General features: G+C 68.8%; 12 protein-coding genes. 3 read left to right on the top strand and 9 right to left on the bottom strand.

Annotated elements, in window-relative coordinates; all coding sequences use genetic code 11:
* Nucleotides 1–19: 19 nt before the first annotated feature.
* The 5 genes from E6N53_RS10770 to E6N53_RS10750 are packed head-to-tail and all read right to left on the bottom strand — an operon-like array spanning nucleotide 20 to nucleotide 6,328.
* Nucleotides 20–1,360: an ABC transporter ATP-binding protein gene (locus E6N53_RS10770; protein ID WP_142859165.1), complete on the bottom strand. Its 1,341-nt coding sequence runs from the start codon at nucleotides 1,358–1,360 to the stop codon at nucleotides 20–22.
* Nucleotides 1,353–2,558 (bottom strand): ABC transporter ATP-binding protein, encoded by a 1,206-nt coding sequence (locus tag E6N53_RS10765; protein WP_142859163.1) that lies wholly within the window; start codon nucleotides 2,556–2,558, stop codon nucleotides 1,353–1,355. The genes E6N53_RS10770 and E6N53_RS10765 overlap by 8 nt, the downstream gene beginning before the upstream one ends.
* Nucleotides 2,555–3,670, bottom strand: a complete 1,116-nt coding sequence (locus tag E6N53_RS10760; protein ID WP_136590345.1) for an ABC transporter permease — start codon at nucleotides 3,668–3,670, stop codon at nucleotides 2,555–2,557. The genes E6N53_RS10765 and E6N53_RS10760 overlap by 4 nt, the downstream gene beginning before the upstream one ends.
* The gene (locus E6N53_RS10755; protein WP_136590344.1) at nucleotides 3,670–4,668 is read right to left on the bottom strand and encodes an ABC transporter permease; all 999 of its coding nucleotides are present in this window, start codon (nucleotides 4,666–4,668) and stop codon (nucleotides 3,670–3,672) included. Before E6N53_RS10755 ends, E6N53_RS10760 begins: the two co-directional genes overlap by 1 nt.
* 13 nt (nucleotides 4,669–4,681) lie before the next feature.
* Nucleotides 4,682–6,328, bottom strand: coding sequence for an ABC transporter substrate-binding protein (locus tag E6N53_RS10750; RefSeq protein WP_142859161.1), 1,647 nt, complete (start codon nucleotides 6,326–6,328; stop codon nucleotides 4,682–4,684).
* Nucleotides 6,329–6,474: 146 nt separating this feature from the next.
* Between E6N53_RS10750 and E6N53_RS10745 the strand changes: the two genes are divergently transcribed.
* Nucleotides 6,475–7,119 carry a ribonuclease H family protein gene (locus tag E6N53_RS10745; protein WP_142859159.1) on the top strand — a complete coding sequence of 215 codons (645 nt, stop codon included), beginning with the start codon at nucleotides 6,475–6,477 and terminating at the stop codon, nucleotides 7,117–7,119.
* Between the two features lie 4 nt (nucleotides 7,120–7,123).
* Here E6N53_RS10745 and E6N53_RS10740 read toward each other — a convergent pair whose 3' ends face one another.
* Nucleotides 7,124–7,906, bottom strand: coding sequence for a TSUP family transporter (locus tag E6N53_RS10740; protein ID WP_142859157.1), 783 nt, complete (start codon nucleotides 7,904–7,906; stop codon nucleotides 7,124–7,126).
* A gap of 227 nt (nucleotides 7,907–8,133) precedes the next feature.
* Between E6N53_RS10740 and E6N53_RS10735 the strand changes: the two genes are divergently transcribed.
* Nucleotides 8,134–9,078, top strand: a complete 945-nt coding sequence (locus E6N53_RS10735; protein ID WP_142859154.1) for a winged helix-turn-helix domain-containing protein — start codon at nucleotides 8,134–8,136, stop codon at nucleotides 9,076–9,078.
* Between the two features lie 70 nt (nucleotides 9,079–9,148).
* Here the strand turns inward: E6N53_RS10735 and E6N53_RS10730 are convergent, their stop codons facing one another.
* The 3 genes from E6N53_RS10730 to E6N53_RS10720 form a co-directional block, all read right to left on the bottom strand.
* Entirely contained in the window at nucleotides 9,149–10,312 is a 1,164-nt protein-coding gene (locus tag E6N53_RS10730) for an AI-2E family transporter (RefSeq protein WP_142859152.1), read from the bottom strand.
* Between the two features lie 127 nt (nucleotides 10,313–10,439).
* Nucleotides 10,440–12,689: an NADP-dependent malic enzyme gene (locus E6N53_RS10725; RefSeq protein ID WP_142859150.1), complete on the bottom strand. Its 2,250-nt coding sequence runs from the start codon at nucleotides 12,687–12,689 to the stop codon at nucleotides 10,440–10,442.
* A gap of 75 nt (nucleotides 12,690–12,764) precedes the next feature.
* Nucleotides 12,765–13,868 carry a M24 family metallopeptidase gene (locus tag E6N53_RS10720; protein WP_142859147.1) on the bottom strand — a complete coding sequence of 368 codons (1,104 nt, stop codon included), beginning with the start codon at nucleotides 13,866–13,868 and terminating at the stop codon, nucleotides 12,765–12,767.
* A gap of 118 nt (nucleotides 13,869–13,986) precedes the next feature.
* On the opposite strand from E6N53_RS10720, the gene E6N53_RS10715 reads away from it, so the two are divergent.
* On the top strand, nucleotides 13,987–14,856 hold the full coding sequence (locus E6N53_RS10715; protein WP_236639644.1) for a COX15/CtaA family protein: 870 nt from the start codon (nucleotides 13,987–13,989) through the stop codon (nucleotides 14,854–14,856).
* Nucleotides 14,857–14,956 lie beyond the last annotated feature (100 nt).

The following is a 14,956-nucleotide window of genomic DNA, read 5'->3' as shown; positions in this document are numbered from 1 at the left end:
TCGGCGGTAGAAGTGTCTTTCAGTTCGCGTCCCGTTCCCCCTCGGAGCCTGGCACCCCCGCATCGACGACGAGATGGCACGCAGTGGCGTGTTCGCCGGGCCCCCGTTCGGGCTGGTCCACCTCACAGACACTCCCGAACCGCTCGCGGAGGGTCTCTGTCGCTGCCGCCCGCTCCGCGCCGGCGAGTGCCGTCAGCGCGTCCTCGACGACGCGTCTGTTCGCTCCCGAGAGGCGCTGTCCGTTGAGGAACGTCTCCCAGACCGCGTCGACGAACGCGCCTTCGTCGTCGCGGTCGGCGTCGATGCGCTCCCACACCGACTCGGCGACGAGGTCGCCCCGTTCGAGTGCGTCGCGGAGGTCCATCACGGCGCGGTACGCCTCTTGATCGATGTCGACGTCTGAGGGGGGAATCACCGCCGGACACCGCGTTCGGAACCGACAGCCGGACGGCGGGTTCCGGGGGGAGGGGACGTCGCCGGGGAGCGCGTCGACGTATCGTCCCTGCTCTTCGACGCTCGCGCGCGGGACGCTCTCGAGCAGCGCCTGCGTGTACGGGTGGGCCGGTGACTCGAATATCTCGTCCGTGGGACCGAGTTCGACCACGTTCCCGAGGTACATGACGGCCACGCGGTCACACAGGTGCCGGACCACGCTCAGGTCGTGGGCGATGAACAGATACGTGAGGCCGAACTCGTCCTGCAGGTCCGAGAGGAGGTTCAACACCTGTGCCTGCACGCTCACGTCGAGCGCCGAGACGGGTTCGTCGAGGACGATGAAGTCGGGGTCGAGCGCCAGCGCACGGGCGATACCGATCCGCTGACGCTGTCCGCCGGAGAACTCGTGTGGATATCGGTCGAGTTGCGCGGCGGAGAGCCCCACGCGTTCGAGCAGGTCGCTGGCGCGCTCGCGCCGCCACGCCCGTCTGCTCTGCTCACCGGGGTCTTCGGGCAGGTCGTGGACGACGAGGGGTTCGGCGATGATTTCGCCGACAGTCATCCGCGGGTCGAGGCTCGAGAAGGGGTCCTGGAAGACGATCTGTGCCCGGCGACGGAACGCCGCGAGCGCGTCCCCCGCGAGCCCGTACACCGACTCGCCGTCGAAGCGGACGTCGCCGTCGGTGGCGTCTCTGAGCCTGAGCACCGTCTCGCCGGTCGTGGACTTCCCACAGCCCGACTCGCCGACGAGGCCGAGCGTCTCCCCCTCGCGGATGTCGAAGCTCACCCCGTCGACGGCCTTGACGCTCCGTGTCTCGTTCCCCAGCAGGCGGTCGAGGAGCGTGTCACCCTCGAAGTAGTACTTCTTCAGCTCCCGCACCTCGACGAGCGGTCGTGCGTCGCCGCCATCGCCTTCGTCAGTCATCTGCGCGCACCCCCTCCTCCGGTTCGCGCTCCGTCTCGTCGAAGTGGTCGTCGGCGAGCGCCGTCGTCCGGTCGAACTCCCGGTCGGCGAGCACACAGCGGACCGCGTGTTCGCCGTCGACCGGGCGCTCCTCGACGCGGTGGAGACACGCGTCCATCGCCTTCGGACACCGGTCGGCGAAGTAACAGCGGTCTCCCATCTCGGCGTCGAGCAGGGAGGGAACGTTCCCCTCGATGGGCTGGAGGCGAGACGACGGGTTCTGGAGGTCCGGAATCGACCCCAACAGGCCCTGCGTGTACGGGTGGACCGGTCGTTCGAAGACGTCCTCGAGGGTGCCCCGCTCGACGATTTCCCCGGCGTACATCACGCCGACCCGGTCGCACATCCGCGCGATGACGCCGAGGTCGTGGGTGATCATCACGACGCTCATCCCGCGCTCTTCTTGGAGGTCTCTGAGCAGGTTCAGAATCTGCGCCTGGATGGTCACGTCGAGCGCCGTCGTCGGTTCGTCCGCGACGAGGACGTCCGGTTCGCCGGCGAGCGCCTGAGCGACCATCGCTCGCTGGAGCATCCCGCCCGAGAACTGGTGTGGGTACTCCTCGGCGCGCTCTTCGGGGTCGGGGATGCCGACCTGTTCGAGCAACTCGGCCGCCCGCGCCCGACTCGCCTCGGAGACGTAGTCCCGAGAGGGCAAGAGCGTGTCGCGGATGTAGCTCCCGAGCCCATACCCCTGCGTGCGCGACCGGGTCCGTCGGGGGTTGGCGCGGGCGCGGCGCTGGACCTCGACCGCCTCGGCGATCTGTGTCCCCACCGTGATGGAGGGGTTGAACGACGACATCGGGTCCTGGAACACCATCGAGAACGCGGGGCCGCGGAGCGACCGGCGGACGCCCTCCGGGAGCCGACGCAGGTCGACGAAGTCGCCGTCGACGGCGTCGGGCGTCGAGTCGCGGAACTCCTCGGCCAGTTCCTCGTTTCGATACCACACCTCGCCCCCCGTGATTCGACCGGGCGACTCGATGAGGTCCAGGACGGAGAGCGCCGTGACCGACTTCCCCGACCCGGACTCGCCGACGATGCCGAACACCTCGCCGTCGCGGACGTCGAAGCTCACGCCTTCGACGGCGTTGACCTGCCCCTCCTCGGTGAAGAATCGGGTCCGGAGGTCGCGGACCCGGAGGATATCTCGTCGGCTCATACGCCACCCTCCCCTTCGATACCGGGGTCGAGTGCGTCGCGGAGCCAGTCACCCACGAGGTTGAGGCCGATGACGGTGACGACGATGGCGAGACCGGGCATCGTCGAGATCCACCACGCCGTCGACTGGTACTGCCGACCGAGCGCGATGTCGAAGCCCCACGAGACGTTCGCGCCCGAGAAGCCCAGGAAGGAGAGCGCGCTCTCTAAGAGGATGATGGCCGCCACCTGGATGGTCGCGAGGACGAGGATGGGCGTGATGGCGTTCGGCAGCACGTGCTTGAACACGATTCTGGCGTCGGACGCACCGACCGCCCGGGCGGCCTTGACGTACGCCTCTTCTCTGAGCGCGAGCGCCTCCCCGCGGGCGACCCGGGCGAACCAGACCCAGTTGACGAGGGCGACGACGACGACGACGGTTCCGGGGAGGACGACCGTCGTCGGCATCGACCCCGCCGAGGGGAGACCGACGGCGCTCCGCCACGCCTCCTCGACGCCGGACACCACCAGTGGGTCGGGGAACCGCACCTGTGCCTGCCCCCAGACGCCGACGAGGGCGATGGCCAGCACCAGCGAGGGGAACGCGAGCATGACGTCCGCCGCGCGCATCAGCGCGTCGTCGACCCGGCCACGCGCGTAGCCGGCCGTCAGGCCGACGGTGACCCCGACGAGGGCGGCGAGGGTGGTCCCGAAGACGCCGACGAGCATCGACGTCCGCGCGCCGTAGACGAGCCGCGAGAGGATGTCGCGGCCGTTCCCATCAGTCCCGAGCGGGTGGGCGAGCGTCGCGTTGTTCGACACGGTCCGCGTCTCGGTGACGACCTGACCGTTCTCGATGACGACGCTGCCGTTCTCGGTGACGGTCACCTCCTGGGTCGTCGTCGTCGAGAAGCCGAGCGGCGGGTTGCGCGCCTCCTCGAGGTTCTGCGACCCGGGGTTGTAGGGGGCGATGAGCGGTGCCAGCGTCGCCACCGCGAGGACGACGACGACGACGACGATACCGACCTTCGCCAGCGTGTTCCGCCGGAGTCCCCGCTTGAGGCTTCTGACCGTGCGAGGCGACAGCGCGGCCGAGAGCGCTCCGCGGAGTCGCGAGAGGATATCAGCGAGCATCAGTCGAACGCCACCTGTGGGTTGACGTACGCGTAGAGCGTGTCGACGAGGATGTTCACGAGGACGAACCCGACGGCGACGATGATGAGCGAGCCCTGCAGGACGGGCCAGTCGCGGGCGTTGATGGCGTTGATGATGAGCGTCCCCAACCCGGGCCACGCGAAGACGGCCTCGGTGATGACCGCCCCGCCGATGAGCGTCCCCAACTGGAGGCCGACGACGGTGACGACGGGGATGAGCGTGTTCCGGAGCGCGTGTCGGTAGCGCGTGAGCGTCTCGGGCAGCCCCTTCGCCCGGGCGGCCCGGACGTACGTCTTCCCGAGTTCGTCGAGCATACCGCTCCTCGTCAGGCGCGTGATGAGCGCCGTGAAGTACGTGCCGAGGGTGATGGCTGGGAGCGTGATGTGCCAGAGCCACGTCAGCAGGCCGTCGACGGCCGCCGCGACCTGTCCGGCGACGAGGAGGCCGACGACCCCGTCGAGTCCGATGGGTCGTTGACTCGTCGGGAAGAGGTCGAACTGTACGGCGAGGACGATGATGAGCATCACGCCGAGCCAGAAGTTCGGCGTCGAGATGCCGAGCAGCGAGAAGAGCGTCGCGCCGTAGTCGGCGGGTTCGTGCCGTCGCGTCGCGCTCACCACGCCGAGGGGGATGGCGATGACGATGGCGACGACCGTCGCGGCGACGGCCAGTTCGAGCGTCGCCGGCACCTTCGAGAGGACCCGCCCGGTCACGGGCGTCCGCGTCACGAGCGAGAGCCCCAGGTCTCCCACGGGGACGCCGGCGACGAAGTCGAAATACTGCACGTACAGGGGCTTGTTGAGCCCGAGTTCGGCGACGACCTGTCTCCGCACCTCGGGGTCGACGTCCGGCGGGAGGAGGACGTTCGCGGGGTCGCCCGGCGAGATGAACCGGAGGCCGAACACGACGGTCACCACGCCCCAGACGACGAGGACGCCCTGGAGAGCACGCTTGACGAGGAATCTGGCCAGCGACATCGCTTCCCCTAGCTCAGTTCGGGCTCATCGCCGACGCGTCGATACGCTCGTCGCTGCGGGGCTCCCACGCGACGCGTTCGGAGACGCCGTAGACGCTGAACTGGCGGTTCAAGAAGATCCACGGTGCCTGGTCGTGTGCGAGGGCGTTCGCCTCCTGGAGTGTGGCCTCGCGGGTGTCTCCGGCCTGGTTGCCGGCGTCCGAAAGCAGGGTGTCGAACTCCTCGTTGCTCCACGAACTGAGCGCGCCGTCGCTCGTGAGGAGCGCCGTCATGACGAGGCCGCCGTCGAAGGTTGCCTCGCCCCAGCCGATGAGGTACCACGGCGGCTTGTCCTCGATGTTCCCCGTGAGCAGTTCGTCGACGAGCGACCCGAAGTCGCGCTGGCGCACGGTGGCCGAGACGTTCGGGAGCTCGTCGATGAAGCCCGCGACGGCCTGGGCGATTTCGAGGTCCTTCAGGTAGCGGCCGACGGGCGTGTTGAGTTCGATCTCCGCGCCGGCGAAGCCGCTCTCTTCGACGAGGCGCTCGGCCTCGTCGGGGTCGTACGCGTAGGGGTCGACGTCGGGGTTGTGTCCGACGAACCCTTCGAGGGTGGGCTGTCCGGTGGGCGAGCCGAACCCGCCGAGGACGTTCTCGACGATGCTGTCCAGGTCAACGGCGTAGTTCATCGCCTGGCGGAACGCCTGCGATGAGAACGGCTCGACGTCGTAACGCATCGCGTTGTAGATGATGCGCGTGCTCGGTGCCGCGGCGATTCGCGTGTCGGCGTTGTCGTTGACCCGCTGGACCTCCTGGGGCGGGACGTTCACGACGACGTCGGCTTCGCCCTGGAGGAGCTGGTTCACGCGGGTCCCGGCCTCGCTCGCGGCGCGGAAGGTCAGCTCAGTCACCTCGACCGCGTCGCCCCAGTAGCCGTCGAACGGTTCGAAGACGACCTCCTCGTCTTCGGTGTACGAGGCGAGCTGGAACGGGCCGGTGCCGTTCATGTCTTGGCCGACCTCGGCCTTCGAGCGCTCTTCGACCCAGCGCTGCTGTACGACGTCGCAGTAGGTGGCGAACTCGGAGAAGACGATCGGGTTGAGCCCGTCGTTCGAGACGGTGACAGTCGTCTCGCCGGTGGCCTCTGCGCCCGTGACTCCCGCGAGTTGGTCGCGCTGGGGGCTGGCGAACCCGACGTCCTCCTGCACGATTCGGTTGATACTGTACGCGACGTCCTCGGGCGTGAGTGCGTCGCCGTTGTGGAACGACACGTCCTCGCGAATCTCGAACGTGACCGTGTTCTCACCGTCGACCCGTTCGTACCCCGTCGCGAGCGACTCGGTGATGGTCCCGTCGGCGGTGCGGGTGAGGACGCCCTCGTACGCGTGGAGCATCACGACGTCCGTCGGGGTCTCGCGGTGGTCGTGGGGGTCCAGCCCGGACGGCATGGTCCCCTGGACGATGGTGACCGGGAAGTCACCCATCGACTCGCTCCCACCCTCTTCGGGAGCCTCGGTCGACATCTCGGTGGATTCACCACCGCTCTCGGTCGGTTCCTCGGTGGACTCACCGTCGCCCTCGGAGCCACCGGTCCCGCTGCACCCGGCGAGCGCCGCCGTCGCCGCCGCGCCCCCGGTGAGTTTCAGAAACGCTCGCCTGTCCACTCGGTCGTCTCCAGTCATGCCCGTCCTTTTGCGCAGGCCCGGTATATATGCTATGGGTAGGCGTGCCGTTCCCCTGTACGCACGTCCGAACGGCGAGACGGCGGTGCGCTGTGGACGCCCGTTCGCTGGCGTACGTTTAAGTAGTCCGCTTGCCAAGTCGTGGTATGGCCGTTCACGGCCGTCAAACGCTCCGGGACCTGTTCGACGACTCCCCGACGCCGCACATCGCGCATCCGCCGCGCACACACCACCGCCACTTCTACGTCGCCACCGACGGCTCTTATCGACCGGACGGCGGCGGTCTCGGCGCCGTCATCGAGACCCGTGACGGGACACGCGTCGCTCGAATCGCGCTCCCCGATACGCCTCCCGACAACAACGTCGCCGAGTACCGTGCACTCCACCTGGGACTCGACGTCCTCGCCGCTCGCGCCCCGCCGGACGCCCTCGTCGGCGTCCTCGTCGACCACGACGACCTCGCGGGCAACGTCAACAACACCGTGCTCGAGACGCGACAGCCCGGCTGGCAGCCCGGTCGGAAGCCGTCGATTCCCGTCGGGAGCGAACACCACTGGCGCGGGATTCAAGCGCGCATCGCCGGCTTCGGCGAACTCCGCGCCGCCCGCATCGACTCCCGCGACAACCCCGCACACCCGCTCGCGAACGCGCCTGCGGAGTACGCACACGTCAACCGCCAGCCCGACCGGTGTGTGCTCCCGAACGCACCGGGTCGGACGGCAGACGCGGCCGACCCACAGTATCCCCCGCCGTCGCGGTTCGACCGGACTGGTGGTGTCGGGAGCGACTGACCCCTCAGAGTCCGAGACCGTTCGTCACGAGGCGGACGCCGATGACCGCGAGCAGGAGGAACATCCCGGTCCGCCGCGTCCGCCGGGCGAGTCGCGGGCGGACACGCTTGCCCAGTGAGACGCCGGCGAGCCCCGGCACGGCAGCGACGGCCGAGAGCGCCAGCAGTCCGCCACCTTCGTACAGCCCCAGCACGCCGGCGGCGACGACCCTGACGGACGAGATGCCGAGGAAGACCATCGCGACGACGCCCACGAACGTCGCGTGGTCGAGGTCGAGGCTCTTCAGATAGGCGACGACCTGCACGCCGACGTTCGACGCGCCGAAGACCAGCCCCGAGACGAGGCCGAGGAGGAGTTTCACCCCGACGGTGTCGGAGACGCGGGTTCGGACCCACCCCTCGCCGGGCAGTGGGACGCGGTCTTGGGTCAACGCGAGATATCCGAAGACGAAGAGGCCGAGTGCGAGCGTCAGCGGCCCTCTCGGCACGCGCGACAGGACGCTCATGCCGACGATGGTTCCGACGAGCGCCGCCGCGACGAACGGCCAGAAGCGCTTCGCACAGCGCTTCAGCCCCGCCCGGTCGAGTTCGCGGACGAGCGAGACGTTCGCTGCGAGAATCGGGAGAATCATCACGACGACGGCCACCCGCGGTTCGACGACGAGTGCGAGCAGTCCCGTCCCGATGACGGAGTAGCCGAAGCCGTTGACCCCGGTGACGAACCCACCGAGGACGACGATACCGAAGACGACGAAGACGACCGTCAGCGAGAGCGAGAGCGCGAGCATCAGCTACGCCGACGGCGATGAGAGACATCAAGACATCCCTGCAGTGTGTCGGTCGCGCCCTGCCGTCGGGAGCGCGCTGACGACGGCTCCCACTCGCCACCCTGCGGAGTCGACCCCGGGGGCGCGTAACGTGGCCGGCCGAGTCCGGCCCGTCGACGTCGGCAGGGTTCGGCGCGTCCTCGGCGCGGGGGGAATCTTGAAACCGTTGGGGCCGACACTGTCGCCCCATGACGGCAGCGGACCGGGAGCGGTCGACACCCTCACCCGACGAGGCGTTCGCCACGCTCGGGAACGAGACGCGGCTGAACATCCTCCAGGCGCTCGGCGCGGCCGACGGCCCACTCGCGTTCTCGGCGCTGTTCGACCGGGTCGACGTCGACGACTCGGGGCGGTTCAACTACCATCTCGGGGAACTGGTGGGCCACTTCGTCGGCAAGACGGACGCCGGCTACGAGCTCCGGCAGGCGGGCCGGCGGGTGGTGGAGGCCGTCCTCTCAGGAGCCGTGACCGACGCACCTGTGGTCGAACGCACGCGAATCGACCAGCGGTGTCACTACTGCGGCGCGCCTATCGAGGTGAGCTACCGTCAGGACCGGGTCCTGAAGTACTGTACCGACTGTCCCGGTCGAGACCACCCGCCGACCAGTGTCTCCGACGCGCCCGCCGAAGGGTACCTCGGAAGCCTGCCGCTGCCCCCCGCAGGCGTCCACGGGCGGACGGCCGCGGAGGTGTACGAGGCCGCGTGGACCTGGGCCAACCTCGAGTTCCTCTCGGAGGCCAGCGGGGTCTGTTCGCGGTGTTCGGCCGCGCTCGACGAGTCGGTGACCGTCTGCGAGGACCACGCCGCAGCGGACGTCTGTGCGGCGTGTGGGAACCGCCACGCCGTCCAGTTCCACGCGGACTGTCCGAACTGTATCAACGACCTCCACGGGCCGTTCGTCCTGAAACTCGTCGCGAATACGGCCCTTCTGGCGTTCCTCACCGAACGCGGCCTCGACCCGGTTGCGCCCGCTCGCGCGTCCATCGCGGCCGTCGACCGCGTCCACATGACCTACGAGGAGGAGGTCCGCTCGACAGCACCGTTCGAGGCGTGTTTTACCTTCTCGGCCGGCGACGACACGCTCTCGCTCACGGTCGGCGACGACCTGCAGGTGGTCGACGTGTCGCGGTGACACTCGGCGGCCCCTCGCCGCCCTCCGCGGACCGTGTCGTCGTCTCTTCGGTTCACCCCGGCTCTCCGGTTCACTCGTCTTCACACGTCTGACACGCCACGTCGTCGGGCTGGGCGGCCTCCGGGTCGGTACCGACCGAGGTCGTCGCCGCCGTCGTCAGGGCGTTCCCGCGGACGAGTTCGGGGAGCACGATGGCCGCCGCCTGGACGACGAACACGGCGACGAGCGGCCCGAGGAACAGCCCGTACCAGCCGAACAGCGCCGCGCCGAAGACGTACGCGAAGAGCACGAGCCCCGAGTGGAGCGTCTGTCCCGAGACGTACGGACGGACGAACGTCTGCGGGACGACGTCGAGGACGACGAAACAACAGCCGAGGAAGCCGCCGACCCACGGGAGCAGTTCCACCCCACCCGTCGCCCGCGTTGCGAGCCAGAGCAGATACCCGGTTACGGGGACGTAGACGAGTTTCCCGACGACGAGCGGCACGAACGTCGCCAGCCCGGTCAACAACGCAAGCAGCGTCGGGACCGGCAGTCGGAGCGGTGCGGGTGCGACCAGTCCGAACCCGTTGTAGACGACGACGGCCGCGACGGTCACCGCGAGCACCGTGATGACGTTCCCGACGTAGACCGTCTCCAGGTCGGCGTCGACGGCCGTGGCGTAGGCGTCGGCGACGCCGCCGGCCGTGACCAGTTCGCTGCGGAACCAGGCGGTCAACTGCGGTCCGTCGCGCAGGAGGAAGAACGCCAGCGCGAGCGCGAGTGTCAGGTGGAGCAGGCCGGTGCCCGCGGCCTCCAGCGCCGAGACGACGGGTCGTACCTGGGCGCGGAGCCGTGCGGGTTGCTCGAGTTCCGCCAGCACCCCGGCCGGCGACCGGAGCACGACACCGATGCGCTGTGGGTCGCCGGGGAGCCGGGTGAGCACGGCGTCGGTCACCCCCGGCCCCGCGACGAGGACGAACTCGCGGACGGCGACGACGCCCGTGTAGCCGACCAGCGCAACCGCGGGGAGGACTACGAACAGCATCGTTAGCGTGGCCGCCCCGCCACGATGCCCGATACGGGCGTGAACGCGGCGGTGAAGCGGGCGGACGCCGTAGTAGACGAACACGCCGAGGACGACCGTACCGACGAACGAGAGGACGAACACCGCCAACACGACGCCGAGGACGGCGACGACGCCCCACCACGCCACACGAGTCCGGTCGAACCGCTCGAGAAGCCCGTCGGTCATGCGCGGCTGTTCTCTCCAAAAACGTTTCAAAACAACGATATTTACGCGGCGGGGCAGGCGACTGGGTCGTCGCGCCCTCTCCGCGCAGCGCTCGGTTTCGCCCGGCAGAACCGGGACCGACGCGCGACTACTCGCCCTGTGCGTCGACGACGGCCACACCCGCGAGGTTGACGATGTCTTTCACCTCGTCGCCGCGCTGGAGGACGTGGACCGGCTTCGCCATGCCGACGAGCATCGGGCCGATGGCCTCCGCGCCGCCGAGGCGCTGGAGGAGCTTGTAGCCGATGTTGCCCGCCTCCAGGTTGGGGAAGACGAGGACGTTCGCCGGGTCGTCGAGTTCGGCGAAGTCGTACGTCGCCTCCAGGATGTCTTCGACGACGGCGGTGTCGGCCTGCATCTCCCCGTCGACCGGGAAGTCGACCTCGGGGTCGTCGTGGAGCATCTGCACGGCGTCACGCGGCTTGCGGGTCCCCTCGTTGTCGACGGAGCCGAAGTTCGAGTACGACAGCAACGCGGCGCTCGGTTCGACGTTGAACCGTCGGGCCAACTCGGCGGTGTGCTTCGTGATCTCCGCGAGGACCTCCGCCGTCGGGTCGAGGTTCACCGTCGTGTCGGCGGCGAAGATGACCCGGTTGCGGAAGGTGAGCATGTACACCCCGGCGGCGTAGTCGGCGTCCTCGGCGGTCCCGATGACCTGCAGCGGTGGGCGGAGCGCCGAGGGGTAGTGGTGGGTCAGACCGGTCAGCATCGCGTCGGCGTCGCCTTCTTCGACCATCACGCTCGCGAAGTAGTTGCTGTCACGGCGGATGAGCTCGCCCGCCTCCGACCGCGTGAGTCCCTTGCGCTGGCGGAGGTCGTACAGCCGGTCCGCGTAGTGCTCCCAGTCACCGCTCCGCGGGTCGGCGACGGCCGGCTCGAACTCCAGACCGAGCCGCTGTGCCGTCCGCTGGATACGCTCCTCGCGGCCGATGAGAACCGGCCGGGCGATGCCCTGCTCTTCCAGCTGGTAAGCCGCCCGGATCATCTTCTCGTCGGTCCCCTCCGCGAGGGCGACGACCTTCGGGTCGGACTTCGCCTTGTTGAGGACGACGCGCATCATCTCGCGGGACTTGCCGAGGCGCGCCTCCAGCCGTTCGACGTACTGCTGTTTGTCCAGTTCGGTCCGCGCCGCGCCGGATTCGATGGCCGCCTCGGCGACCGCCGGTGCGACCTCGAACAGCACCCGCGGGTCCAGCGGCTTGGGGATGACGTACTCGGGGCCGAACTGCAGCGGCTCGTCGCCGTACGCCTTGACGACCGCGTCGGGCACGTCTTGGCGAGCAAGCTCTGCCAGCGCGCGGGCGGCCGCGAGCTTCATCTCCTCGTTGATCTCCGTCGCTCTCACGTCGAGTGCGCCACGGAAGATGAACGGGAACCCGAGCACGTTGTTCACCTGGTTGGGGTAGTCCGAGCGACCGGTCGCCATGATGACGGTGTCGTCCCTCGCGTCCTTGGCGTCCTCGTAGGTGATCTCGGGGTCGGGGTTCGCCATCGCGAACACGACGGGGTTGTCCGCCATCGACTGGACCATCTCCTGGGAGACGATGCCGCCCACGGAGAGCCCGACGAAGACGTCCGCACCCTCCAGGGCGTCCGCGAGGTCACCGTCGGGGACGTCCTGTGCGTACTCGCGCTTGAACTCGTTGACGTCGTCCGCCCGCGCGGTGGTGATGATACCCGTCGAGTCGCACATCAGGATGTTCTCGTGGCTCGCCCCGAGCGACTCGTAGAACCGGGCGGTCGCGATGGCCGACGCTCCCGCACCGGAGAAGACGATGTCGAGGTCCGAGAGCTCCTTGTCGACGAGTTCCGCCGCGTTCACCAGCGCGGCACCCGAGATGATTGCGGTGCCGTGCTGGTCGTCGTGGAACACGGGAATGGACATCTCCTCTCTGAGGCGGCGCTCGATCTCGAAACACTCGGGGGCCTTGATGTCCTCGAGGTTGATGCCGCCGAACGTCGGCTCCATCGCCGACACCGCGTTGACCATATCCTCGGGGTCCGACAGGTCCAGTTCGACGTCGAACACGTCGATGTCGGCGAAGCGCTTGAACAGGACGCCCTTCCCCTCCATGACGGGTTTCGACGCCTGTGCACCGATGTCGCCCAGCCCGAGCACGGCCGAGCCGTTCGAGATGACGCCGACGAGGTTCCCCTTCGCCGTGTACTCGTACGCTCGGTTCGCGTCGGCGTCGATGTCGAGACACGGAGCCGCGACACCCGGCGAGTACGCGAGCGAGAGGTCACGCTGCGTGTTGGTCGGTTTGGTCGTCGCAATCTCGATTTTCCCCGGTGGTTCTTGCCGGTGATACTCCCGTGAATCGTCGTCTAATCCCATGACGCGGACGTTAACCCCGATACGTAAATAGATACTCCTGTCTGTCGATTTTGCACTTCGACGACCGTCGAACGCTCACTCCCAGAGGACGTCGTGTCGTTCGAGACTCGTGGTGCCCCAGGCCGAGTCGACTTCAAGCGTCGGCCACTCGCCCGTCTCCGTCAGCGTCTCGAACCCGTCCTCGGTGACGAGGACCGTGTCCTCGCTCTTTGCGCCCTGCACCGTCGGGTTCCACGCGTACGCCATCGGTGCGTACACTCGTGCCTCGTGGTTGGGCGCGGCAATCCACTCACGACCCGCGAAGCCCGCCGCGCCGCCCTGGTGGTGGTTGCGCCACTCGCCGTCCCAGCCGACCTCGGCGTAGGCGTCCTGGACGTCGGCGAAGACGTTCCCGGCGCGGCCGTTGCTCGTGGCGGCGACCTGCGTCGCCTTGAGCGCGGACGTCTCCACGCGAGCCGCGGCGGTGTGACGGTCCATCATCCACTCGGGCGGGTCGAACGCGACGGTCCGGGTAAAACTCGCGTGGAGGCCGTCGCGCTCGGCGGTGACCGAGACAAGCGCGTAGTCGCCCAGCCGCGCCTCGGTCGGGGTGTAGTGGCGGTACTGCGTCGCGCGCTCGGCCCCGCCGACGAGGGCGACGGGCGATTCGATTCCCCTCGCACCGAGGGCGACGCGGAGCGCCGTCGCGACCTCCCGCTCGGTGTCGTCGGGTTCGAGTTCGCGGCAGACGCGCTCGACCGCCGTGGCGGCCTCGTGACCGAGCGCTCGATAGGTGTCGATATCGGCGTCGGTCAGTGGCTGTCGCAGCGGCGTGGGGTCGACCGTCTCGAAGCCGGCGACCGGGACGTCGGCGGCCGCGGGCGTCGGCGACCGCGCCGCCAGGGCGTCCGCGAGCGACCCCGAGAACCACTCGTACGACTCCACCTCGACGTCGTCGGGGAGTTCCTCCTCGGCGAGCCGAGCCGCCTCGATGTCGTCGGTCACGACGCGCAGGTCGCCGCCGTCGTAGCCGACGGCCCCGACGCCCTGGGAGGCCGCCCGGTCGACGACGTTGTCGCCGCCACCGGTGAGCCAGGCGAACGAGGCCGGCTGTGCGAACCAGACGGCTTCGCAGTCGTTCGCCCGCAGGTACTCGTCGAGTCGTCGGAGTTTGGTGTCGCGGTCGGCCTCGGTCGTCATGGCCACGGGTCGTGACCCGCGTGTAATGAATCGGGCGGTCCGCTGCAGGTCAGGGTGCGTTCTCCCCCGGCGAGACACAGAGTCAGGCATAAGTACGAACGGTCCCGACCCTCGTATGATGAGCCAGTATCGCCCCTCGTGGCTGTCGTTCCGGCGGTTTGCGGCGTTCACCACGGGCCTCGTGTTGTCGCTCATGATGCTCGGCGTCTACACCGCCGCGACAGGTTCGGGACTGGCCTGTTCCGCGCAGTGGCCGCTGTGTGACAACGGCCTCCTCCCACAGACGATTCCCTCGTTCATCGAGTGGTTCCACCGCCTCGTCGCGATGGTCGCCGGCTTCTTCATCCTCGGGACCGCCCTCTGGGCGTTCTCGGGTGACGACCTGAAGACGAAGACGACCGCCATCCTGGCCGTCGTCCTCCTCCCCCTGCAGGTGTCGATCGGCGCTGTCACCGTCACGCTGAACGGCCTCATCCCCGGCGGCTACGCGCCGTCGACGCAGGGTGCACACCTGGTCGTCGCGCTCACCATCTTCACGGCGCTGGTGCTGACGACGCTCCGGGCCTACTCGACGACGTGGACCCGACCGGCGCTCGACCGGGCCCGCCTCGCGAGCATCGTCGCCCTGGGACTCGTCCCGGTCTCCGTCGTCCTCTCGCGGGTCTTCACCGCGGTGTCGTACTCGCCCGCCGCACAGGCCGGGTTCTACGGCGTGTCGCTCGCGCTCTTCGCGGCGCTGGTCGCGGCGACCGTGTGGCTCGGCGAGACACCCGCGTCTCGGCTTCGAGTTCCCATCGTCGCCGCGCTCGGGGCGACGTTCGGCGCGCTCTTGCTCGGACGTGACCTCGTCTTCTACACGCCCGCGTGGCGGGCGACCAACACCGTGTTGTTCGTCCTCGTCAGCCTCCTCGTCGGTGCCGTCGTCTGGGCACTCCGCCGTCAGGACACCCCCGTCCGACAGGAGTCCCGGGGCGTCTCGGGCGACTGAAGGCCCCGCTTTTCGCCGGATAACTAGTCGATTGTACAGTCCGACCGCGGATTACTCCCGTGAGAGGCATCCAACCGCGTCTAATAAGTGTTAAATGTGT

The organism is Salinigranum halophilum (assembly GCF_007004735.1).
Classification (GTDB): Archaea; Halobacteriota; Halobacteria; order Halobacteriales; family Haloferacaceae; genus Salinigranum; species Salinigranum halophilum.
The sequence above is the reverse complement of the archived record's forward strand: the minus strand, read 5'-3'. Positions and strand labels throughout refer to the sequence as shown.